Source organism: Luteibacter sp. TLI7-4A (assembly GCF_056754745.1).
This window is the reverse complement of the sequence record NZ_JBPGWO010000001.1, coordinates 1,745,424-1,768,750: the sequence shown is the minus strand read 5'-3', so window position 1 is coordinate 1,768,750 and position 23,327 is coordinate 1,745,424. Positions and strand designations below refer to the sequence as shown.

The following is a 23,327-nucleotide window of genomic DNA, read 5'->3' as shown; positions in this document are numbered from 1 at the left end:
CGGGTTACGGGTTGCTTCGCGGCACCACCGTGAAGGTGATCTTCGACGGATGGGCGGCGTCGTGGTGCACGGCGTTGTGCGCGATCACGCCCTTGGCCTCGTCGTAGTTGTTGCCGCCCGTGTTGAGGTTGCGGTCGAAGCGCGGGAAGTTGCTGCTCGACACGGCTACCCGGAGCTTATGGCCGGCGAAGAAGAAGTTGCTCGTGTCGATCGGCTGGAAGGTCACCTTGTAGACCTCGCCGTCCTTCATCCACACCGGCGACTTGTCGTATCCCTCGCGGTAACGCATGCGCTGGATGTTCTCGGTGAGGTTGAAGGCGCGTCCGTCGGGATAGACGTCCATCACCTTGAAGGTGAAGTCGGTGTCCTTCGCATCCGACGACACGTACAGCGTGACCGTGATCGGTCCGCTCACCTCGGTGCCTTCCTTGAAGGGCTCCGAATCATAGACGAGGATGTCGTTGCGGGCGAGCTGCGGGTTCTGGTCGAACGAGCCGAACTTCACCGCCGTGCCCTGGCAGCACCCGCCGCCACCGAGCGTGGTGACCGGATTGGCCGGGTCGTAGAGGAACTGGTCGGGATGGTCCGTGCCGCCCGCCGCGTCCACCAGCTTGCCGTCGCCATACAGCGTGTTGGCCTTGCCGCCGCTGGTGAGGAAGAGCTCGCGCGTGGTGGCGCCCGCGGGAGGCCACGTCGGCGAATCGCGCCACTTGTTCTCGCCCATCACGTAGTACATGACCTTGGGCTGCTTGTCGACGATGGAGCTGTCCACGCCCTTGAGGAACTTGTCGAACCAGCCGAAGACCAGGCCTTCATAATCGAAGCGCGCGTCGCCCACGTCGAGGTCGCCGATGACGGTGTGCTCGGTCGCACGCGTATAGGCGCAGTGCAGCACCGGCGCGATGATCGCGTACTGCTGGTCCGCGACCTCCTTGGACGCCGTGGCGCGCACGTGGTTGTAGGCGGCGAGGTTGGGCGAAACGGAAACGTCGAACCAGCTCATGAACCACAGGCCGGGCTTGTCGATCTTCATGTCGTCGTGCCACAGGCCGCCCTTGTGCCAGGCGGGGCTGTTGGGCGTGCGCGCGATCATGTTGCCGCCCGTCGGTACGTCCATCGCGTCGGCGAAGATGCCCTTGGGGCCGTCGACGGACTTCATGATGTCCTTCTCGGGCAGCACCCAGAACGCCTTGTCCCAATCGGGTTCCGGCGGCTGCGAATCGAGGTCGAACATCTTCGAGGCACGGATGAGGTCGGCCTGCGACAGGTTGGCCGGGAACATCGGCCGCACCTGGTTCTGTTCCTTGTAGAGCCAATCGATGAAGAGCATCTGCACGGCGCCACCGCGGTACCAGTTGCCCTGCTCGTAATAGGGGCCGACGCGACCCACGCCGGCACCGAAGCCCTGTACGTTGAACGTGGCGAGACCCGGCTCGTTCTGCGCGACGACGGCCATCTGCCACTCGGCGGTGGACGAGCATCCGGTGGTGCCCACCTTGCCGTTCGACCAGGGCTGGGAGGTCATCCAGCGAATGGCGTCGACGCCGTCGCTGAGCGGCGCACCGAGGATTTCGTAGTTGCCCTCGGAGAAATAGTGGCCGCGCTCGTTCATGTCGACATAGGCATAGCCACGCTTCACCGCCGCGAGCTGCCGGCTCATGTCACGCGGCGCACCGAGCTTCACGTCCCAGAAATTGAAGTTGTACGGCGTGCGCACGAAGATGGTGGGCACCTTGCCCGAGGCATCCTTGGGCCGGTACACGTCGGCCGCCATGCGCTTGCCGTCGCGCATCTTCACCATCACCTTGCGGTCGACCACGGCGATGGCTTCGAGTTGCCGCTCGATGTCGTTGCGCTTGGCGATGGTCGCCTTCTGCTCGGGGGTCAGCACGGTCTGCTGCGCGGCGACGGGGCCTGCCACGAGGGCGAGGCAAACGGAAGCCACGCCGACCGACAACGCGGTCCTGACGTGGTGGAGGGCAGGGCGCATCGGTCGCATCAGGCAGGCCTGTTTTTCAGGGACGGTTCATCGAGTCTGGCAAAATGTCCCCGGCAGGTAAATGCATGACTTCCGGCAGGGGTAGGCGTACAACCGGTCCAATCGGCGGGCCAGGCGATACGGATAAGATTGCCTCCGATATGCCTGGAGGGCGCATGGCCTCGACCGAAACATTCAAGTTCGTACTGATCCTTCTCGTCGCGATCCTCGTGCTGGAGTTGATCGCGCGCCGCCTGCGCCTGCCTTCCGCGGCGGCCTTGCTGGCCGGTGGCATCGGCATCGCCTTCCTGCCCGGTATCCCGGAGGTGAGCTTCGATCCGGAGCTGGTGCTGACGATCTTCCTGCCTCCGCTGCTCATGGACGGCGCCTTCTATACGGTGTGGTCGGAGTTCCGCAGATACCTCGGCGGCATCCTCTGGCTGGCGATAGGCGCCGTGGTATTCACCACGTTCGCGGTGGGCGTCACCGTTCACTGGATGCTGCCTTCCTTGCCGTGGGCGGCATGCTTCGCGCTCGGTGCCGTGGTGTCGCCACCCGACGCCGTGGCGGCGAAGGCGGTGCTGGGCAAGGTACGCCTGCCGCGCAGGCTGATGGTTCTTCTCGAAGGGGAGAGCCTGCTCAACGATGCGACGGGCCTCGTGCTGTTCCGCTTCGCCACGGCGGCCGCGCTCACCGGCGCTTTCAGCACGCATGAAGCGGTGCTCAGTTTTGCCGCGCTGGCGCTGGGCGGCATCGTCGTGGGCGTGGCACTGGGTTTCGCCCTGATCTTCGTGCTGCGCCGGATCGACCACCTCTTCCTCGCCATCACGGCCGCCTGCCTGTCACCCTGGGCCGCGTACATCGGTGGCGAATCCTTGCATGTGTCCGGCGTGATGTCGGTGGTCAGCTGCGGCATCATCTTCGGGTGGTACCAGCACGACGTCTTCTCGGCGCGCGTGCGGGTCAACAGCTTCGCCTTCTGGGAAGTGATGATCTTCCTGCTCGAGGCGCTGGTCTTCATCCTGATCGGATTCTCGCTGCGTGGTGTCGTCGCGCGCATGGGCGGCGTCGGCGAGGCGTTGTCGACCTTGGGCATGCCCATCCTCGCCGTGCTCGCCGCGGTCATCCTGTCGCGCTTTCTCTGGATCTACGTCACCGAGTACCTGCGCGTTCCGCTGGCGCGCATGGTGGGACGCAAGCCCGTGCCGGCGTCGGCGAAGGCCTCGTTCCTGCTCAGTTGGGCGGGCATGCGTGGCGTGGTGACGCTGGCGATCGCCTTGTCGCTGCCCGAAGCCGTGCCTGGGCGCGACCTGACCATCGCGGCGGCCTTCGCCGTGATCCTGGTCACGGTGGTGGTGCAGGGTGGGACGATCGCGCCGGTCATCCGCTGGCTTCGGCTCGATGCCGGCGAGAAGGCGGAAAGCGCGCACCTGACGGAAGCACAGGCTTCCGTATTCATCGATTCCGCCCAACTCGCGGCGGTGAAGGCGCGTGCCTACGATGACGAAGGGCGCTTGATCCATCCCCGCCTGCTGGAGCAGTACACCTATCGCGTGACGGTCGCCGAACGCTACAGCAAGGCCCCGCATGCGAACGAAGGAGGCCGCGCCGCGCATTACGACGTGGTGCTGGCGGCCATCGCTGCGGGTCGCACCGAACTCCTGCGCCTGCATCGCTCCGGCCAGATCCACGACGAATTGCTGCACTACATGGAACGCGACCTCGACCTGCAGCAGATCGAGGCCGAGAACGACCGGCAGAGCCCGACCTGATCGTTCCGGACACGAAGGCGGACGGCTACGCTCAGGAAGACCGCGCCGGCGGCGCCGAGGCCGGTGTCGGCGGCGCGAAGGAAGGTACCTCGAAGTCCGGAACCGGAAGCGTGACCTCGACGGGCAGTCCCGATGTTTCCCCGGTGGCGAGGAACCCATACACGGCTTGCTTCGCCGCCGGTTCGTTCCGCAGTTGATAGAACGCGCCGTCGTGCGATCCCCGGTGGACCAGGATGGCATGGCCCTTCGGGAAATAGGGAAGCAGGCCCAGGGTATTCTCGACCGGCGTCGAGGTGTCCCAGTCGCCGTGGATGAAAACCACGGGTATGTCGGACACGATGGGTTTGCGTACCCCGTCGCCCATGTCCGCAGTCGGCCAGTCGGCGGCCGAAGCGATATTTCCCTCGAAATTCCACGTTCCCAACATGTCCAGCGCGGGATCGGTGCGCAGGAGGTGCTCGCGCTCGGCGCTGACGCCGAGGCTGCTATCCGCCAGCGGTCCTATCAGGATCCTTGGGTCCGGTTTGCGCTCGCCGGCGACCTCGCGCGCCCATGCCTCGTAATGCCGGTGATACAGCGAAAGGATGAAGGCCGGCCATTCCGCGCTTTCCTGCGTGTGCGACAGGAGGGCCTGCTGGAGATCGCCCTCGCCAAGCACGATGCGCCGCGTCGCGCCATTGTCCTCCTTGAACGTGACCGTGACGGGGGCCGCGGCGAAGCGCTCGTGAAGCGCCTTCACGGCCGCCATGAGGCCACCCTGCGGAAGGTAGGGTGCCAGCGATGGCGCGCGATCGGCATCGTAGGCGATGCGTTGCAGCGAGGCATAGACATGCGAAGGCATGTCATAACCATTGTTCAAGGGTTCCACGCTGGCGATCACGGCGCGGCTGACGATGCCCGGATGCAGCCGCATGACCGCCAGCGCCCATTGCGAACCGAAGCTGCCGCCGAAGAGGCTGATCTTTTGATAGCCGAGCGCACGACGGAGGTCGTCGATATCGCTGGCGAACTCGCCGATGTCGTAGCCGGAGAGATCCTTGTCCGGATAGGCCGCGATGGCGGCCTTGGCATCTTCCCGCATGGCGGCCACGTCGTCGCGCACGGAGCCGGGGCGATCGTCGGGCAGGGGTTTCGAGGCAATGGTCAGCATGTCGCCGCGGGTGGTATAGCCACGCTGTTCGATGACGACGAGGTCGCCGACCTGGCCGAAGGCGAGCCATGAGCGCAGCCGGGATTTCGACGATGCGTCCGTATCGGTAAATGCACCGAGCACGGTCAGTCCCGGTCCGCCAGGAAGCCAGAAGACAGGAGGCGTGCCCGGACGCGTCGACGCCGGTCCCTTGATCCTGGCGAAGCCGACACCGATGAGCCGGCTGTCCGGCTTGTGCCTGTTCTCCGGCACGTAAAGCGTGCCGATTTCGTAGTCCCGGGACTGGCCCTTCTCGTCATGTATCGTGTGCCGCTCGACGATGATGTCACCCGCCTTGTGCTGCGCGGATGCGCACAAGGGCAGGAAGAGGAAGAGCGCCAGGACGGAACGGGGGACGTACGCTTTGCCGAACGAACGCATATATCGGTCCTTAAAAAAAACGCCACCGTTGTGCACGGCGGCGAGGGGAGTTTGCAATGAGGGGCCCTCCCTGGCCCGGTTTTTGTTGTGATGCCGTAATGATTCCCCAGCTCAGAAATCGTAGCTCGCGGTCAGGCGGGCATAACGAGGCGTCTGGTAGTACAGCCCCGCACCGTAGGTGTTCGACACCGTGAAGCGATCGTCCTCGTAGACATAGTCGTTGAGGAGCGGCTTGCGCTCGTTGGTGACGTTGAAGACCTGCAGGCCGAAGGCCAGCTTGTGGTCGGCGAACGCCGGGCGGTATTCGACCGACAGATCGAGCTGCTTGAACCAGGGCATGCGCTGCTCGCCCGGTGCATAGAGCTTGCCCGCGCAGGAGTGGTACGACGAGCCGTAGCTGATCGGGTCGTCGTCGTTCGGGCCGAAGAAGCCGAGACAGGACTTCGGCGCGCCGGAGGTGAGGCGCAGTGAACCGGAAAGCAGCCATTCCGGGGTCACCTGGTAGGAGCCGTAGGCCTTGAACTGGTGTTTGCGATCGTTGGCCAGCAGGCCATTGCTATGCACCATCAGCGCGGCGGCGTCCCAATCCTGCGTCTTCGAAATGTCGTTCTGGCCGATATCCGACTTCACCTGGCCTTCCGTGTTGCCGTAGCTCTTCGAGAAGGTGTAAATGGCGCGGCCGAACCACTTGCCATCGAACGGATGTTCCAGGTACAGGTCCAGTGAGTAGTACTTGCGCTTGGCACCGGTGGTGAAGCCCCAGTCGTCCTTGGACATCTTCACCTTGGTACGGCCACTGCCGTCGACGTTGGCCAGGCTGAACTCGTTCGAGCGGCCAGGATTGAAGATCACGCACCCCGGGATGGTGACGCTGTCCGGATCGATGCCGGTCGCCGCCAGCTTGTCGGCGATCCGTGCGGTGTCGCAGACATCGTCGATCGCCGCACGCAGCTTGCGGACCATGACCTTGGCGCCGGTGACCCAGTCGGGACCCAGTGTCTTGTCGAAGCCGAGGATGGCTTCATCCTGGTACTGCGACTTGAGGTCGGTCGCGGTGATCGACTTCGGATCATTGGGCTGACCGTACTCGCCGTTCGAGGATACCGGGCCGGGACCGATCGGGCTCAGGCCGGTCGGTTCGCCGTTCGGATCGATGCCGGTATACGTGAAGTACTCGTTGGTAAAGGTCGAGGCCGAGGCGCCTCGAATAGCGACGCTGTTCGGTAGCGCGAGGTAATAACGGCCGAGGTTGCCGTAGATCTTCAGCGAGGAGTCGCCGAAGACATCCCATGAAGCGCCCAATCGTGGCGCCCACTGGTTTCCGCTGTTGACGTAGGTGCGACCCTGGTCGTTGTAGTTCTTGAACCGGTCGTTGCGCACACCGATGGTGAACAGGAACTTGTCGGTGATCTGCCACTTGTCTTCCAGGTAATAAGCCTTCTGATCGACTTCCATGCTCGTGGTCGTGATGAAGATCGTGCGACGGGCGTAATAGCCGTCACCGCCGGTCGGGCCGACGCCCAGGCCCGGGACGAGTGGGACGGTGGGATCGTTCACGTGACCGTAGGCCCAGAAATAGCCCGGGCCCGTGGTCGTCACGCCTTCGTCCTGCGCGGTGTACTTCATGTTGTCGATACCGCCGGTCACGCGGTGATCTCCGACTTGCCATTCCAGGTCGGCACGCAGGCCGTGGGTCTTGCTGTTCGCGCCCGGCGCGATCTTCTGCGTGGTGGCCGTGGTGTTGGTGAAAGACTGTCCGCCGGTGATCGCCGGATCCTGGAGGTCCGGACGGCTGATGAAGGGCAGGCCCAGGTCGCCCGGATTGCGCTGGACGTCGGTTGTCTTGCTCTTTCCGTAAGTCGCCGAGAACGTCAGGTCGTCGGTGATGTAGCTGGTGTACTTGGCGATGCCGTAGGTCGACGACGTCTTCGTGCTGTCGGGGTAGCGTCCCTGGAAGCCCAGGTGTTCGCGTGTGTCGTAGTCGAAGGTGGAATACTTGCCGCTGCGTTCGTCCGCCGAGTTGATCCCGGTCAGTTCGAGGATGTTGCTGTCGTTGATGTTCCAGTCCAGCTTCGCGTAGTACTTCGGCAAATCCCACTTGTAGTGGTTGGTCGCGTTTGGTGCCGTGGTAAAGGGATTGGTATTGGTACCTTCCGTTTTCTCCGTTTCCGCGGCGACGAACAGGTACAGCTTATCCTTGATCAGCGGACCGCCGGCGTACGCGCTGACCGTGCGTGTCCATTGGTTGTCGCCTACGCGATTGCGGTAGAGCTGGCCGGCCAGCGAGGGGTCGGAGTACTCGTAGCCCGCGGGCAGGTTCGCACTTGGGAAGTACTGGTTGCCCAGCTGCGAGCGAGCGAACTTCGGCTCCCACAGGATCTGCGCGCCGAAATGCCATTCGTTCGTGCCGCGCTTGCCGACCTGGCTGATCACGCCGCCTTCGGAGCGTCCATACATCGCGCTGTAGCCGCCGGTATAGATCTCCTGCTGGTCGATGGCGCCATAGGGAAGGCCCACGCCACCCAGGTTACGCAGCGGATCGGCCGTGTTGTAGCCGTTGATGTAGTAAGCGTTCTCGGATACGCCCGAGCCACCGAACGAGACGGTCCGCCCGAAGAAGCCCGCGCCTGGATTCACGCCCGGAGCGAGCAGGGCGATGGCTTCCGCGTTGCGGCCGAGCGGCAGGCGGGCGAGTTGCTCGGAGGTGATCACCGTGCGCGAATCCACCGCGGAGACATCGATCGGCGGTAGCGCATTCGCTGTCACGGTGACCGATTCCAGCGCCTGGGCGCCGGTGGCGGTGGGAGCCCCGGTGAACGAGACTTCCGATCCCGCACCCACGGTCAGGCCGACGTTCTTGCGGGAATCGACCACCTGGCCGTTCTGCATGACGTTGACCGTATAGCTGCCTAGCGGAAGATTACCGATGCGGTACCGGCCGTCGGTACCGACCGTGACCTCGCGGGTCACACCGGTCGTGCCGGATACCTGGATCGTGCTGCCTGGACTGGCCTGGCCGAAGATCGCGCCCGTGGTGGCCTGAGCGAGGACGGCACCCGTGCCGCCGAGGCCAACCGCAAGGGCCAAGGCCAGTGCGGAACGACGCAGGACTTGCGCCTGCCGTAGGTCACGTGAATTCATTTACTGCTCTCCCCAGAGTTGGCCCCCAGCGGGCCACAAGTAACGCATCGGCGGTTGCCGAAGGTCTCACTCGGAAAGCATTTCCATTCGCTATTCGAAATTCTTTCCGAATGTTTCAAACGATGGAAAACAAGCCAAAGCCGTTCGGTCGCCCGTCAACGGCAGCCCGAACATAAAACTATCGTTCAGAAGTCGTCAATACTTGCGATGTGAATGGGCGTATGCAATTGCGGAAGAAGCGATATGAACGATTTAAATCTCTGATATCTAAGAGACTATCACGTAGATTTCACGTCGCAGGATAATGCTCGATTAGCGCCGCCTATCGAAAGATGTTGCCGGCCTCATAATGGGTTCCATGTGCGCGCTACTAGCAGGTCAACTTCCTGTCCGGCTATTGGGTGCGTCGACGGGTTTGGACTGCGGCGAATCCTTCTGGCGAAGAAAGATCGACAGGACGACGAGGGAGAACACCGCCAGGAATTCGCTTTGCCAGTTCTGGAAAGACTCGAACCAGAACGAGGGATCGACGATATAGGCGGCCAACCGCTCGGGCGGCTGGTGGTGTGCCAGTGCCTCGTCGATGGATTTTCGCCAGCTGCCGAACAGGTGGCCCGCGAAGCTCATGGCGAACAGGCAAAGGAACGCGATGGATAGCGAGTTGGCGTAGAGCCAGCGCACGATCCCGCCACGGCGCCATGCCTTGGGTTGCAGATGTTCGGGAGTTGGCTCGTTTTCCTCTTCCTTCTCGTCCATGGGACGCGATTCGGCCGACCCTTTCTGGCGCAGCCAGACGGTGAGCAGTACGTACAGGCCCATCTGGAGGAACTCGGACTCCCAGTTCTCGCAGGTGGCCGACCAGAAGTCGCCGCTCATCAAATAAGCGACAAAGCCGATGTCGGGAAGCCTATGCTCGCCCAGTTCCTGGTTATGCGCGGCATGGCCCGTGATGGCCTGCGCGCCCCACGTCGCCAGCATCATCAGGCCGACGACGATGCTCAACCCGTTGCGCTTGAAGAACGAGTCCTTCATATCGTTGCTCCGGTGAAATGACCGAAGCATTCAGGCCGTCGCGTGAAGGCGGGGTGGCCGGGCAGGAAGAAGGCGCGGAGATCGCGCCTTCTTCCGTTTCGTGGTTTAGACGGTTACTGGTTCTTGTGGCTTTGTTGGCCAGCCTTGGCGTGCTGTTCGCTCGAACCGCCCCTCATGGAGCTTTCGGACGACTGCTGCTGTCCGCCCGTGTTCTTGTGCGATTGCTGGCCTGCCTTGACGTGTTGCTCGTGGCTTGCCTGGTCGCCGCCCCTGCCGGGGGCGTTGCGGTTGGTGTTGCCGGAATTTGCCATTTTCGGGTCCTCCACAAGAAAAGGTGATTGCCGCCTGCGACAGGTTCCGCCGACGACGCGGGCAGCATTCCACCCGGTCGTTAAAGCCGTCGTGGCCTCATCATCAAGGGTGTGACGACATCGGTGAAGCAGCCTGTATGGATGGCTAAACAAATTCTGAATGTGCCGGCTTGAAATGGAGCGAGGCATCCCTAGTTACGCATCGCTGGCCGCTTCGGGGCCAGCCTGTCCACCCGGGAGGGTGGGCAAGAGAACCCATCCATGTTGCTTATTCATGAGGATATGGCCATGCGTACTCTTCTCGATTATTCCCCGCTCCTGCGTTCGAGCATCGGCTTCGACCGCGTGTTCGAACTGCTCGAATCCGCTTCGCGCTCGCAGCAGGGAGACAACTATCCGCCGTTCGATTCCGTCAAGCTCGACGAAGATTCGTATCGCATCACCATGGCGGTGGCGGGATTCACGGAGGATGAGCTGAACATCTCGACCCAGTCGAACATGCTTATCGTCAGCGGTGAGCACAAGGCCGAAGCCGAGGGCGAATACCTGCATCGCGGGATCGCGACCCGGGCCTTCAGCCGGCGATTCGAACTGGCCGAGCATGTGCGGGTGACCGGCGCGCGCCTTGCCAATGGCCTGCTCTCGATAGATCTGAAGCGCGAGATTCCCGAGGCCATGAAGCCTCGCCGCATCGAGATCAATCGTGGCACGGAAACCGTGCGTCAACTGCATAGCGACGCCGCCTGATATCACCGCCGGCATCGCCCGGTACAAACCACCCAAGGACGAGGCCCACGGCAGGGATGCCGTGGGCCTTTATTGATCGAACAGAAGCGACCAGAGGTAGGGCTTGAACGAGACCTGCATCACTTCGCGGTCGTCTTTCACGGGAATCCAGAACGTCTTGCCGTCGACCACGGTAGATTCGTACTTGGGGCAGATCAGGTAATCGATCGTGGTGTCGGTGTCTCGCAGAAGATGCCACAGGTATGAAAAGAAGGAGGCGTTGTCGCGCATGGATATGACGGAATACTTTGCGTACTGGATTTCGTATCGCTTGACGAGTTCATCGCAGCCATATGCACGAACGCCACGATAACTGACCGTATAGTCGAGGCGCTTTTCATTGTCGGCCGTCAGCGCCACTTTGACTTCGGATCTGAGCATGGTCATTTCGAAGAATGACGCTGGTGAAACGTCCTGGTAGAACTGTGCGCCTTCCGAAAAGGTGAATTCGTCTTTCGGATTAAGCGTCTTGAGCGTGAAATTGGAGTAGTCGGTGGTCTCGTCGGAGTTGTGCTCATGCGCCGATCCGTCCCGGGTTTGCGCCCCATGAACCGTTATGAACGATTCGACATCGATTGCCGTGTAGTTCGAACGCTTTTCATAGGCGAGGCCAAGCAGGAGGTTGTTCAACAGCTTGTCGCCATCATTGCGGACCATCAGGCGGACAGGAAAATAGACGACGTCCTGCTGATCGATACGGGGATCGATGGCAACGAAGACATGGGACGTTTCACCCGGCTGTAAGTTGTCTCGGGCGATGGCGACGGCCGGCTCGGCGCGATCGAACTGACCGGTGATCTTTGCGACGTGATAGGTGGCAGCGATGCCGCCAATGGTTCCGAGCACGCCCAGTACACGTTTTGCGATCTGGTTCATTCCGTCTTCGTCGCATATGGAGAGGGTCTGTACCACTTGTCGGATGAAGGCGGCACAGATCCTTCATATCGGCCACATTGCGAGGAGCTTGAACGCTGGTTCCGCCCAAGGCGCGGGTTCCTCTATGGAAGTTCTACATGCTCGACCACGCTTCGAACTTCATTCGTCGCCCCCCAAGGAACCTTCCACGGCTAGTCAGGTCGAAGCGACGCCGATCTGGCATGACTTGTCGGTAACGCCCTGCCATCCTTCGTGGCGAAATGGTCAGTGCAGGCCAATGGCATAAATGTTGCCAAGTGGAGAGGCGGGCCGTGATGGCAGAAAAGCTGAAATGGGATGCCTCGCACGAATCGGTGCGCCGAATCGCGGCATGGGTCGTGGCGATAAGTTGCCATCTCGGTTTGCTAATGCTTTTGCTTCGGCCCGGAGTCAATCGTCCCGACGAACTATCGGCTTCGGAAAGAACCACGGGAGCTCTGCAATTGCGATTCATATATCCACGGATGGCGCTTCCTGCGCATGCCCTGGCGTCGATACCCGCCACGATCAAGACGTTGACGGATCTACGACGCGGCAAACTCGTCGCGGAAAAGGCGTCTCCCATGGGAATGGTTCATCAGCCGGCCACGCGTTATGAACAAGTACTCGGTGGCACGGTCGCTGCGAATGCATCTTCCGTATCTCGCCAGCCAACGCCGGCTGCCGAACCCGCTCGCAACGGAGCGGGTACCGGCGATGGAGGATTCCAGGAGCGATTGCTTAACGCCGAAAGCTCGGGCAACATTCGTGGCGTACCTGGATCTGATCGACGGCGCGTGCCAGGCATTCAATTGACCGACCCGATGAATCAGGGTGTGGGTGGATTGATGCGAAATACGCAACGTCTATTTGGGGTTACCAATCGTCATTGCATCGACATCGAGGTATGGAGAAGCCTCAGCCCGGAAGAACGAATCGCGCGGCATATCTCATCCGATGTCGTGACGAAGATCGACCAGGAATATAAGTGCGACAAGCCATTGGGATTGAGCTTCTGATTACCAGGGTTCCGCACCATCGGAGTTGAAGAACCCACCGGTCGGGCCGTCGTCCGGGAGCAGGGCGAGGCGGATGGCTTCAGCGGCACCTTCAGGGATAGTCTGGTGGCCGCTATGGCCGTTCAGGTCGGTGGCGGTGTAGCCGGGATCGGCGGCGTTCACCTTGATCCCGTATTCCTTCAGTTCGGCTGCCAGCAACACCGTGAACATATTCAGTGCGGCCTTCGAGCCGTTGTAGCCAAGGAACTTGACCGCGGCGAACTCCCAGGCCGGGTCGTTGTTCAGGGTGATGGAACCGAGACCGCTGGAGACGTTGACGATGCGGCCGGAAGTGGATTTCTTCAGCAGCGGCAAGAGTGCCTGTGTAACGGCGACGGTGCCGAAGAAGTTGGTTTCGAATGTCCGGCGCACGGCGTCCAGGTCGACCGTTCCCGGCAGGCCGTCGTTCTGCAACGCGATGGCGGCGTTGTTGACGAGGACGTCGACGCGGCCTTCGTTGGCCTCGATGTCGGCGGCGGCGGCCGTCAGCGAGTTGGGGTTTGTGAGATCCACGGCCACGAAGCGCACGTCGATGCCTTCGGCCTGAAGGGTTTTCGCCGCTTCACGGCCACGTGTTTCGTCTCGTGCGCCGAGCAGGACACGATGACCGGCCTTGCCAAGCTGGCGGGCGACTTCAAGACCGATGCCCTTGTTGGCACCGGTGACGAGGGAGATGCGACGGTCTGCGTTACTCATGGCGTTTCCTTGTGGAGTAGTGGTGGTTGGCGCTATGAGTTAATTTATGAATCATCCTTCGGTTTTTACATTCGCATATGACCGTCGTGCCTTCCGAGTCCCTGAAGCCCCGTAAATCCCCGCGCCAGGCCCGCTCGACGGCGACCGTGGCGGCGATTTTCGAGGCGACGTTTCAGGTTTTGCTATCCGATGGCATCGCCCGGCTCACGACCACGCGCGTGGCGCAGCGGGCCGGGGTCTCCGTGGGCACGATGTACCAGTATTTCCCGCACAAGCAGGCCTTGCTGTACGCGGTGCTCGATCAGTACCTTGGCGATGTGGTGATCGCCATGCAGGAGGCATGCGTGCGATACGAGGGCGCGCCCCTGCGGGAGATCTCGGATGGCCTGTGCCGCGCGTACCTCGATGCGAAACTGCGCCACCTTCCTGGCTCGCGGACCTTGTATGTGGTCGCCGCCGAACTGGATACGGCCGACCTCATCGCCGATGTGGTCGGCCGTACCGATCGGGCCATCGCGCAGCTGCTCGCCACGGCATCGGATGCCGTGTTCGACGACGTCGAGACCGTGACGTTCGCATTGCGTTCCATGCTCGTCGGCACGGTGCAAGCCGTACTGGAGAAAGATGGCTCGCCTGCATCCCTGGCGATACTACGGGCGCAGCTGCCCGTCATGTCGCGTGCTTATCTGGTGGAAGCTTCGCGAAGCCGGCCGAACACCAAGGGCGTGTCGACCGGTTAGCGCTTGCCTGGCCGGTCAGTGACTGTCCCGCGGGAGCCCCTTCGTCTGCGCGATCTGCTGGTATTTCTCCGCACCTTCGAGGATGGCGCCGGTTTCCATCTGTCCGACGATGCTGCGCTGGATCTCCTGCCACGGCGTCTGCGATGCCGGATAGCGGTAGCCGCCCGCTTCGGCCAGCGCTCGGCGGCGCTCGGCCAGTTCCTCGTCGCTGATCAATACATTGGCCGTGCCCCTGCCGAGGTCGATGCGGACGCGATCCCCGGTGCGGATCAGCGCCAGTCCCCCCATCACCGCGGCCTCGGGGCTCGCGTTGAGAATGGAGGGCGAACCCGAGGTGCCCGATTGGCGACCGTCACCGATGCAAGGCAGCGCGTGCACGCCTTCGCGGATGAGATAGGCCGGCGGCCGCATGTTTACCACTTCCGCGGAACCCGGGTAGCCCACCGGGCCCGCGCCGCGCATGAAGAGCAAGGTGTCGGTGGTGATGCCGAGCGAGGGGTCGTCGATGCGGTGGTGATAATCCTCCGGGCCGTCGAAGACGACCGCCGGGCCTTCGAACGCTTCGGGGTCCTCGGGACGGCTGAGATAGCGTTCGCGAAACTCCGGGCTGATGACGCTGGTTTTCATGATGGCGCTGTCGAACAGGTTGCCGCGCAACACGATGAATCCGGCATCTTCCTTCAGGGGACGAGTGAACGGGCGGATGACGCGCTCGTCCTCGATGGTCGCATCGCGGCAGTTCTCACCGATGGACTTGCCGTTGGCCGTCATCGCGCCTTCGTGGATCAGGCCCTGCCTGAGCAACTCGCCCACCACCGCGGGTACGCCGCCGGCGTGGTAGAAGTCCTCGCCGAGGTATTCCCCGGCCGGTTGCAGGTTGACCATCAACGGCACCTTGTGGCCGTGCGTCTGCCAGTCGTCGATCGTCAGTTCCACGCCCATGTGACGGGCGATGGCTGCGAGGTGGATGGGCGCGTTGGTCGATCCGCCGATGGCCGAGTTGACCACGATGGCATTGAGGAATGCTTCGCGGGTGAGGATGTCGGAGGGTTTGAGATCTTCCGCGACCATCTCGACGATGCGCTTGCCGGTGAAATAGGCGACTTCCTGACGGTCGCGGTAGGGCGCGGGGATCGCCGCGGCGCCCGGCAGCTGCATGCCGAGGGCTTCGGCCAGGCTGTTCATCGTCGTCGCCGTTCCCATCGTGTTGCAATAGCCTGTCGATGGCGCGGACGAGGCGACCAGCTTGATGAAGCCTTCCTTGTCGATGGCGCCGGTAGCCAACAACTCGCGCGCTTTCCAGACGATCGTTCCCGAGCCGGTGCGTTCGCCCTTGTGCCAGCCGTTTAGCATGGGGCCGACCGAAAGCGCGATGGCCGGGATGTTCACGGTGGCCGCCGCCATGAGGCAGGCTGGCGTGGTCTTGTCGCAACCGATCGTCAACACCACGCCGTCGATGGGATAACCATGCAGCACTTCGACCAGGGACAGGTACGCCAGGTTGCGATCGAGGCCGGCGGTGGGGCGCTTTCCTGTTTCCTGGATCGGATGCACCGGGAACTCCAGCGCGATGCCGCCCGCTTCGCGAATACCTTCACGAACGCGTTCGGCAAGCACGACGTGATGGCGGTTGCATGGCGAAAGATCGCTGCCCGTCTGGGCGATGCCGATGATCGGCTTGCCCGAGCGCAACTCTTCCAGCGACAGGCCGAAGTTGAGATACCGCTCCAGGTACAGCGCGGTCATGTCGATGTTTTCGAGATTGTCGAACCAGGCGCGGGAACGAAGCGGAGAGGGGGGCTGTGTCATGGCGAGCGGGAGTTCTCTGGAGACAGGCAGGAAGCCGTTCGGCACTTGGGGGTACAGTCGAGCGGCGGTCGTTGACGCGCGATCAGTGCGCCGATAGTCTATTACTCAGACAAGATAATCGATGAGATACGCGGCGGTAAAGACGTTTTCGGAAAGACGGGTAATTTCCAGCACTCAACCGAAAGGTATTCCAAAGTGAACGCACGCAACCTGTATATCGGCCTCGCGGCCGTCGGCTTCGCCTTCTCGCTCGCGGCTTGTTCCGGCGGGCGTGGCAACGGCGACACCGCCGCCTCGTCATCGGACAACAAGGGCGCCCTGGTCGGTGTCGCCATGCCCACCAAGGTCTCCGAGCGCTGGATCAAGGATGGCAACGCCGTCAAGGAGGATCTGGAGAAGCTCGGCTACAAGGTCGATCTCGAGTACGCCGACAACAAGATCCCGCAGCAGGTGCTCCAGGTCAGCAACATGATCACCAAGGGTGCCAAGGTGCTGGTCATCGCGTCGATCGACGGTGGCTCGCTCAGCGACCAGCTCGATGCCGCGGCAAAAGCCGGCATCAAGGTCATTTCCTACGACCGCCTCCTTACCGGTAGCAAGAACGTCGATTACTACGTGTCGTTCGACAACTATAAGGTCGGCGTCGACCAGGCCAACAGCCTGCTTACCGGCCTGGGCTTCCTCGATGCGAATGGCAAGAAGACCGACAAGAAGGGGCCGTTGAACGTCGAGCTGTTCGCCGGTAGCCCCGACGACAACAACGCCACGTTCTTCTACAACGGCGCGATGGACACGCTCAAGCCGTACATCGACGACGGCTCCATCGTCATCAAGAGCGGCCAGACCGGCTTCACCCAGGTGGCCACCCTGCAGTGGGATCCGGCGACGGCGAAGGCGCGCATGCAGAACCTGGTCGCCAAGTCCTATTCGGACGGCGCCAATGTCGATGGCGTGCTCTCTCCGTACGACGGCATGTCGATCGGCATCATCTCCGCCTTGCAGGGTGCGGGCTACGGCGGCGCCGCGAAACCGCTGCCGATCATCACCGGGCAGGATGCGGAGGCGGCCTCGGTCAAGTCGATCATCGCGGGCCAGCAGTACTCCACGATCTACAAGGACACGCGCAAGCTCGCCGACCAGGCGGCCGTGATGACCAACGACCTGCTGACCGGCAAGAAGCCGGAAACGAACGACGACAAGACGTACAACAACAAGGTCGTGGTCGTCCCGACCTACCTGTTCCAGCCGACCGTGGTCACCAAGGCGAACTATAAGGAAGTGCTTGTCGATAGCGGTTACTACACCCCGGCGCAGCTGCAGTAAGACGCGCTGGAGGGCACGTGACCGATCATATTCTCGAGATGCGGGGCATCACGAAGGCGTTTCCAGGTGTCAAGGCATTGCAGGATGTGTCGCTGGGAGTGAAGCGTGGCCATGTCCACGCCATCTGTGGCGAGAACGGTGCCGGCAAGTCGACGCTCATGAAGGTTCTCAGCGGGGTATATCCCGCTGGGACGTTCGACGGACAGATCGTCTTCGAGGGCCAGCCGGTCGACTTCAGGAGCATCAACGATTCCGAAGCGGCCGGTATCGTCATCATCCATCAGGAGCTTGCGCTCAGCCCGTATCTTTCCATCGCCGAGAACATCTTCCTCGGCAACGAGCAGCAGACGCGTGGGTGGATCGACTGGAACAAGACCAACCTGGAAGCCGCGAAGCTGCTCGAGCGGGTAGGGCTGAAGAACAACCCGGTCACCAAGATCACCGACCTCGGCGTCGGCCAGCAGCAGCTGGTGGAAATCGCGAAGGCCTTGTCCAAACGGGTGAAGTTGCTCATTCTCGATGAGCCCACCGCGGCCCTGAACGATGCCGATTCGGCGCACCTGCTCGGGTTGATCAAGCAGCTCCAGGCGCAGGGCATCACCTCGATCATCATCAGCCACAAGCTCAACGAGATCGAGGCGATCGCCAACGAAGTGACGATCATCCGCGACGGCCGTACGATCGAGACGCTCGACATGCAGGCGGACCACGTCTCCGAAGAACGGATCATCAAGGGCATGGTCGGGCGCGAACTGGAAAGCCGGTATCCGGAGCACACGCCGAACATCGGCGAAGAGCTTCTACGCATCGAGAACTGGAACGTCTTTCACCCGATCGACGTCACCCGGCAGATCATCACCGACGCCAGCCTCCGCGTGCGGGCGGGAGAAATCGTCGGCATCGCCGGGTTGATGGGGGCAGGACGGACCGAGCTCGCGATGAGCGTGTTCGGGAAGAGCTACGGCGTGAAGATCAGCGGCAAGGTGTTCAAGCGCGGTGTCGAGATCGACATGAGCACCGTGCCGAAGGCGATCAGGAACGGCGTGGCGTATGCCACGGAAGATCGCAAGCGCTATGGGTTGAACCTCATCGACGACATCACCCGCAATACATCGGGCTCGGCCCTGGGCAAGCTCGCGGGCCTGTTCGGTTTCGTCGATGGGCATAAAGAGGCCACCGTGGCGGGCGAGTACCTCAAGTCGCTCAAGATCAAGGCGCCCAGCGTGTCCTCGATCACCGGGAAATTGTCGGGCGGTAACCAGCAGAAGGTCGTGTTGTCCAAGTGGATGTATGCCGACCCGGATGTGCTGATCCTCGATGAGCCGACCCGTGGCATCGACGTGGGCGCCAAGTACGAGATCTACGCCATCATCAACCGGCTCGCCGACGAGGGCAAAGGCATCATCATGATCTCGTCGGAACTCCCCGAACTCCTGGGCGTCTGCGATCGTATCTACACCCTCGCCGAGGGCCGTATCACGGCGGATATCCCGCGATCCGAAGCGACCGCCGAAATCCTTATGCAGCACATGACAAGAGAACGGGAGCGGGGCGCCAGTGACAACCTCCAATGAATTGACGCCACCGCCCAGTGCGACGAAGACCGCGCTGAAATACCTGGCGGGACAGCTTCGCCAGGTCGGCCTGTTCAGTGCGCTGATCGTGATCGTGCTGTTCTTCCAGTTCGCGACCGGTGGCATCACGCTCCGGCCGATCAACGTATCGAACCTGGTCATCCAGAACAGCTACATCCTGATCCTTGCCATCGGCATGGTCATGGTGATCATCGCGGGCCACATCGACCTGTCGGTCGGTTCGCTCGTGGCCTTCGTGGGGGCGATGGCCGGCGTCATGATCACGCAGTGGCACATCCCCTGGCCGGCGGCGATCGTGCTCTGCCTGGTCATCGGTGGCGTCGTCGGCGCATGGCAGGGTTTCTGGATCGCCTATTTCAGGATTCCCGCGTTTATCGTCACGTTGGCGGGCATGTTGCTGTTTCGCGGAGCCGCGCAGATCGCGCTGCAAAACCAGCAGATTTCGCCCTTCCCGGAAGCGTTCCGCCGGATGGGTTCCGGGTTCCTGCCGGCGTTCGGCACCAGCGGATACGAGCCACTCACGCTCATCCTGGGGGCTGTCGCGGCGCTCGTGCTGCTCTATGGCTCGTTGCGTCAGCGGATGGTGCGGCATACCTACGGACTGGAGTCCGAGCCGCTCTGGTATTTCATCCTCAAGCTGGCCTTCTCGGTCTTCCTGATCGGTTGCATGGCGTTCCTGCTGGCCAGCTATAACGGCACGCCGATTGTCCTGGTGATCCTGGGCGTGCTGATCGTCGCGTATGCGGCGATCATGGCGCGGTCGGTTTTCGGGCGCCATGTCTACGCGATCGGTGGCAACCTCAACGCGGCGGCCCTTTCGGGCGTGAAAACCAAGCGCGTCACCTTCCTGCTGTTCGTGAACATGGGAGTCATCTCCGCGCTCGCCGGGCTGGTCTTCACCGCCCAGCTGAACCTGGCGAGCCCGAGCGCCGGCACGGGTTTCGAACTCGACGCGATCGCCGCCGTGTTCATCGGTGGCGCCGCCGTGACCGGCGGTATCGGCACGGTGACCGGCGCGATCATCGGTGGCCTCATCATCGGCCTGCTCAACAACGGCATGTCGATCCTCGGCGTCGGCACGGAATACCAGTCGCTGATCAAGGGGCTGGTGCTGTTGGCGGCCGTCGCGTTCGACGTCTACAACAAGCGCCGCGTCGGAGGTCGCTAGGCCCCGCTGAGGCGGGCGGTCAGCGGTGCGGCTTACGGTTGCATCGCCTGCCGCGTGTCTTCCAGCGCCAGTTCCACGAGTACGCGCATCGCTTCGCTGGCGGCGGCCGGGTCGCGATCGGCGATGGCGACGAGCACCCGGCGATGGTCCGGGATGGGATTGCGGGGCAGGGTGCGCTGGCGTTGCTTGAACTGTGTCGTCCAGCTGACGGCGGCACAGATACTCGCATTCAACACGATGAGCGCATCGTTGCCGGTGGCATGCAGGATCGCGCTGTGGAAGTCACGGTCGGCCGTGCGGCCGGCCTCGGTGGCGAGGGTATGGCGGGTCATGCGGGCCAGGGCGTCGCGCATGGTCTTGAGTGCCTCGTTGTCGCGTCGCTCCGCGGCCAGTGCGGCGGCGGCGGGCTCCACGATGGCGCGGAGTTCGAACAGGCTTCGAATGAAGCCGATGTCGGGCTGCCCGGTGAATGCCCAACCCAACACCTCGGGATCGAGCAGGTTCCAGCGGCTCCGGGGCAACACGCGCGTACCGGCCTTTGGCCGGCTTTCGACCAGGCCTTTGGCAGCCAGTGCCTGGATCGCCTCGCGGTAGGCCGTTCGCGAAACGTCCAGCTGCTCGGAAAAAACCACTTCGCCGGAGAGTACGTCGCCCGGCTGGTATTCACCGGAGAGAATCGCGGCGCCCAGCTTGTTCGCGATGGCGCCGTACAGGCGTCGACCGGTACCGCGCGGCTGGCGTTCGCGTTCGATCGGTACTGTCGGCGTCGTCGTCTTGCTCACGTGCTCATTCCTTCCTGGCCATCGACCGCTTGGCATTGCAAAACCAGCATAACCGCCTTAACCTAATTGTCTGAGTAATTATCGTGGCGCAGCACATGTCGAACGATGAGAAGACAGGCGGGATGCAGAGTACTTTCCGCTCGGTGGAAGCGGCGACCGGGCAGCCTTTCGGCCCTGCGTTCACGCCGGACGGTATGGCCGAGGTCAGGTCCGCCTGTGCGGCCGCCGAGGCGGCCTTCGATGTTTATCGTACGACAGATGCCGGTGACCGGGCGGCGTTCCTGGAACGCATCGGCGAGGAAATCCTCGCCCTGGGTGACGAGCTCATCGTCACCGCCATGCGCGAAAGCGGATTGCCGCGCGCGCGCCTGGAGGGCGAGCGCGGCCGCACGGTCGGCCAACTGAGGTTGTTCGCCGGCGTGCTCAGGCGCGGCGACTGGATGGGGCTGCGCGTCGACCCCGTCCCCGCTGGGGAGACACCGTCCGCGCGTGCCGATTTGCGGCTGCGCAGGATTCCCCTGGGGCCGGTCGCCGTGTTCGGTGCGTCGAATTTCCCGTTGGCGTTTTCCACGGCCGGTGGCGATACGGCATCGGCGCTCGCCGCAGGCTGTCCCGTCGTCGTCAAGGGTCATCCCGCGCATCCCGCCACGGGAGCCTTGGTCGCGGATGCCATCCACAAGGCCGTGAAGGCGAGCGGCCTCCCGTCCGGCGTATTCGCGAACCTCACCGGCCCGGGGATCGAACTGGGAGTGGCCTTGGTCACCGATCCGGCGATCGCCGCGGTGGGATTCACCGGCTCGCGTGCCGGCGGCCTGGCGCTCGTCAAACTGGCACAGGCACGGGAGATCCCCATCCCTGTGTTCGCGGAGATGTCGAGCGTCAATCCGGTACTGCTATTGCCGGAGGCGCTGCGTGCACGCGGGGAAGCCATGGGCACCGCCTTCGTCGGTTCGTTGACGATGGGCGCCGGACAGTTCTGTACCAACCCCGGCTTGCTCCTGGCGATCGAAGGGGAAGGCCTGGACGCGTTCGTGTCGGCCGCCAGCCGCGTGGTGTCCGAGGCACCTCCGCAAACCATGCTGACGCCCGCGATCCACCATGCGTACGAGACATCGGTCGAGGCGCTTCGTAAACACAGCGAGGTGACGGCCCTGGCACAAGGCCCGGCTACCGAAAGCGCGAGCGCCGGGCGCGCTGCGTTCTTCTCCACCAGCGGCAAGGCGTTCCTCGCCGACAAGGCGCTCGCGCACGAAGTCTTCGGTGCCTCGTCCCTGCTGGTTCGCTGTGCCGACGAAACCGAACTTCGCGCAGTCGTCGCGGCATGCGAGGGGCAGCTGACGATGACGTTGCAGATGGACGATGGCGATACCGCATTGGCGGCCCGGCTGGTCCCGCTGCTGGAACGCAAGTGCGGACGCATCGTCGTCAACGGCTGGCCGACCGGCGTCGAAGTCACCCACGCCATGGTGCACGGCGGACCGTTCCCCGCGACGTCCGACGGGCGTTCGACATCGGTCGGCAGCCTCGCCATCGATCGGTTCCTGCGCCCGGTGTCGTACCAGAACTTCCCGCCGGCCTTGTTGCCCGCCGTGCTGCGCGACGACGCTGGCCTGCCGCGGCTCGTCAACGGTATACCGGCCGCCTGAATCCCGTCTTCCGAGAAGAGAGAGAGACTTCATGACTTTGCGTCTCCTGCAACATCGTGCCGCGGACGGCGTGCGCTCGGTGATCGCCGCGCGGGGCGATGCCGCCGCCTTCGTGCCTGGCGTCGATAGCGTTCGGGCACTCGCGGGCAAGGCCATCGCGATGGGCACCGACCTCGCGGGCGCGATCGCCGCATGCGGTGCCGGGAAGCCGGTGGATATCGTCGAGGAGTTGGCCGCGGGCCGCTTGCTCGCTCCGATCGATCACCCGGACCCGGCGCATCTCTTCATGACCGGCACGGGCCTCACCCACCTGGGTTCCGCGGAAGGGCGGGACAAGATGCACCGTGAGGCGGCCGCCGCCGAGAAGCAGACGGATTCGATGCGAATCTTCCTCGAAGGTGTCGCGGGCGGCAAACCCGCGGAAGGGGAGGTCGGCAGCCAGCCGGAATGGTTCTACAAGGGCAACGGCCATGGCCTGGTCGGGCCGGGCACGCCGCTCACATCGCCCGCATTCGCGAAGGATGGCGGAGAGGAGCCGGAACTCGCGGGCATCTACCTCATCGGCGACGACGGCACGCCGTTTCGTCTCGGCGTTTGCCTCGCGAACGAGTTCAGCGACCACATCACGGAACGGCACAACTACCTCTGGCTCGCGCATTCGAAATTGCGCCAGGCGGCCCTGGGTGCCGAATTGCTCGTCGGCCCGCTTCCTGCTGAAATCGAGGGCAAGAGCCGCATCTATCGAAACGGTGCGGTCGTGTGGGAAAAGCCATTCCTCTCCGGGCAAGAGAACATGTCGCATAGCTTCGCGAATCTCGAGGCGCATCATTTCAAGTACGAGCTGTTCCGGCAGCCGGGCGATATCCACGTGCATTTCTTCGGTACGGCCACGTTGTCGTTCTCCGATGGCGTGGCTACCCAGCTTGGCGACGTGTTCGAGATAGAAGCCGCGCCGTTCGCCTTGCCGCTGCGTAACGCGCTCGCGCAGGCACCCGCGCAGGCCGTCACGGTCAAGGCACTTTGACG

Annotated in this window: 18 protein-coding genes; 9 read left to right on the top strand and 9 right to left on the bottom strand. The window is 63.0% G+C overall.

Annotated features, from left to right (window positions below):
- Positions 1 to 4: 4 nt before the first annotated feature.
- On the bottom strand, positions 5 to 1,990 hold the full coding sequence (locus tag ACR9Y6_RS07780; protein WP_481280783.1) for a CocE/NonD family hydrolase: 1,986 nt from the start codon (positions 1,988 to 1,990) through the stop codon (positions 5 to 7).
- Between the two features lie 164 nt (positions 1,991 to 2,154).
- Between ACR9Y6_RS07780 and ACR9Y6_RS07775 the strand changes: the two genes are divergently transcribed.
- Positions 2,155 to 3,750 carry a Na+/H+ antiporter gene (locus ACR9Y6_RS07775; RefSeq protein WP_481280782.1) on the top strand — a complete coding sequence of 532 codons (1,596 nt, stop codon included), beginning with the start codon at positions 2,155 to 2,157 and terminating at the stop codon, positions 3,748 to 3,750.
- Between the two features lie 31 nt (positions 3,751 to 3,781).
- Here the strand turns inward: ACR9Y6_RS07775 and ACR9Y6_RS07770 are convergent, their stop codons facing one another.
- The 4 genes from ACR9Y6_RS07770 to ACR9Y6_RS07755 all read right to left on the bottom strand — a co-directional run bounded on the left by ACR9Y6_RS07770 (position 3,782) and on the right by ACR9Y6_RS07755 (position 9,804).
- A complete protein-coding gene (locus ACR9Y6_RS07770; RefSeq protein WP_481280781.1) occupies positions 3,782 to 5,320 on the bottom strand; it encodes an alpha/beta hydrolase in 1,539 nt (512 codons plus the stop codon).
- A 111-nt stretch (positions 5,321 to 5,431) separates the two neighbouring features.
- Positions 5,432 to 8,461, bottom strand: a complete 3,030-nt coding sequence (locus ACR9Y6_RS07765; protein WP_481280780.1) for a TonB-dependent receptor — start codon at positions 8,459 to 8,461, stop codon at positions 5,432 to 5,434.
- Positions 8,462 to 8,839: 378 nt separating this feature from the next.
- Positions 8,840 to 9,493 (bottom strand): DUF6766 family protein, encoded by a 654-nt coding sequence (locus ACR9Y6_RS07760; protein WP_481280779.1) that lies wholly within the window; start codon positions 9,491 to 9,493, stop codon positions 8,840 to 8,842.
- Positions 9,494 to 9,606: 113 nt separating this feature from the next.
- Positions 9,607 to 9,804: a hypothetical protein gene (locus tag ACR9Y6_RS07755; RefSeq protein WP_481280778.1), complete on the bottom strand. Its 198-nt coding sequence runs from the start codon at positions 9,802 to 9,804 to the stop codon at positions 9,607 to 9,609.
- Positions 9,805 to 10,092: 288 nt separating this feature from the next.
- On the opposite strand from ACR9Y6_RS07755, the gene ACR9Y6_RS07750 reads away from it, so the two are divergent.
- Positions 10,093 to 10,551, top strand: a complete 459-nt coding sequence (locus ACR9Y6_RS07750; RefSeq protein WP_481280777.1) for an Hsp20 family protein — start codon at positions 10,093 to 10,095, stop codon at positions 10,549 to 10,551.
- A gap of 69 nt (positions 10,552 to 10,620) precedes the next feature.
- Here the strand turns inward: ACR9Y6_RS07750 and ACR9Y6_RS07745 are convergent, their stop codons facing one another.
- Complete coding sequence (locus ACR9Y6_RS07745) at positions 10,621 to 11,466, bottom strand: hypothetical protein (protein WP_481280776.1); 846 nt, start codon at positions 11,464 to 11,466, stop codon at positions 10,621 to 10,623.
- A 314-nt stretch (positions 11,467 to 11,780) separates the two neighbouring features.
- Between ACR9Y6_RS07745 and ACR9Y6_RS07740 the strand changes: the two genes are divergently transcribed.
- Positions 11,781 to 12,503, top strand: a complete 723-nt coding sequence (locus ACR9Y6_RS07740; protein ID WP_481280775.1) for a hypothetical protein — start codon at positions 11,781 to 11,783, stop codon at positions 12,501 to 12,503.
- On the opposite strand, the gene ACR9Y6_RS07735 is transcribed toward ACR9Y6_RS07740, so the two are convergent.
- On the bottom strand, positions 12,504 to 13,238 hold the full coding sequence (locus tag ACR9Y6_RS07735; protein ID WP_481280774.1) for an SDR family oxidoreductase: 735 nt from the start codon (positions 13,236 to 13,238) through the stop codon (positions 12,504 to 12,506).
- Between the two features lie 86 nt (positions 13,239 to 13,324).
- Here ACR9Y6_RS07735 and ACR9Y6_RS07730 point away from each other — a divergent pair, with 86 nt between their 5' ends.
- The gene (locus ACR9Y6_RS07730; protein WP_481280773.1) at positions 13,325 to 13,978 is read left to right on the top strand and encodes a TetR/AcrR family transcriptional regulator; all 654 of its coding nucleotides are present in this window, start codon (positions 13,325 to 13,327) and stop codon (positions 13,976 to 13,978) included.
- A gap of 15 nt (positions 13,979 to 13,993) precedes the next feature.
- On the opposite strand, the gene ACR9Y6_RS07725 is transcribed toward ACR9Y6_RS07730, so the two are convergent.
- On the bottom strand, positions 13,994 to 15,787 hold the full coding sequence (locus ACR9Y6_RS07725) for an IlvD/Edd family dehydratase (protein WP_481280772.1): 1,794 nt from the start codon (positions 15,785 to 15,787) through the stop codon (positions 13,994 to 13,996).
- A gap of 195 nt (positions 15,788 to 15,982) precedes the next feature.
- On the opposite strand from ACR9Y6_RS07725, the gene chvE reads away from it, so the two are divergent.
- Genes chvE through mmsB form a run of 3 tightly spaced genes read left to right on the top strand, consistent with a single transcriptional unit; the run spans position 15,983 to position 19,873 of the window.
- Positions 15,983 to 17,110, top strand: coding sequence for a multiple monosaccharide ABC transporter substrate-binding protein (gene chvE, locus ACR9Y6_RS07720; protein WP_481280771.1), 1,128 nt, complete (start codon positions 15,983 to 15,985; stop codon positions 17,108 to 17,110).
- Positions 17,111 to 17,127: 17 nt separating this feature from the next.
- Positions 17,128 to 18,684, top strand: coding sequence for a multiple monosaccharide ABC transporter ATP-binding protein (gene mmsA, locus ACR9Y6_RS07715; protein ID WP_481280770.1), 1,557 nt, complete (start codon positions 17,128 to 17,130; stop codon positions 18,682 to 18,684).
- A complete protein-coding gene (gene mmsB, locus ACR9Y6_RS07710; RefSeq protein WP_481280769.1) occupies positions 18,668 to 19,873 on the top strand; it encodes a multiple monosaccharide ABC transporter permease in 1,206 nt (401 codons plus the stop codon). Before mmsA ends, mmsB begins: the two co-directional genes overlap by 17 nt.
- A gap of 32 nt (positions 19,874 to 19,905) precedes the next feature.
- Here mmsB and ACR9Y6_RS07705 read toward each other — a convergent pair whose 3' ends face one another.
- Positions 19,906 to 20,655, bottom strand: a complete 750-nt coding sequence (locus ACR9Y6_RS07705) for a FadR/GntR family transcriptional regulator (protein WP_481280768.1) — start codon at positions 20,653 to 20,655, stop codon at positions 19,906 to 19,908.
- 122 nt (positions 20,656 to 20,777) lie between these two features.
- On the opposite strand from ACR9Y6_RS07705, the gene ACR9Y6_RS07700 reads away from it, so the two are divergent.
- Positions 20,778 to 22,301: an aldehyde dehydrogenase (NADP(+)) gene (locus ACR9Y6_RS07700; protein WP_481280767.1), complete on the top strand. Its 1,524-nt coding sequence runs from the start codon at positions 20,778 to 20,780 to the stop codon at positions 22,299 to 22,301.
- A gap of 31 nt (positions 22,302 to 22,332) precedes the next feature.
- Positions 22,333 to 23,325: an AraD1 family protein gene (araD1, locus tag ACR9Y6_RS07695; protein ID WP_481280766.1), complete on the top strand. Its 993-nt coding sequence runs from the start codon at positions 22,333 to 22,335 to the stop codon at positions 23,323 to 23,325.
- Positions 23,326 to 23,327 lie beyond the last annotated feature (2 nt).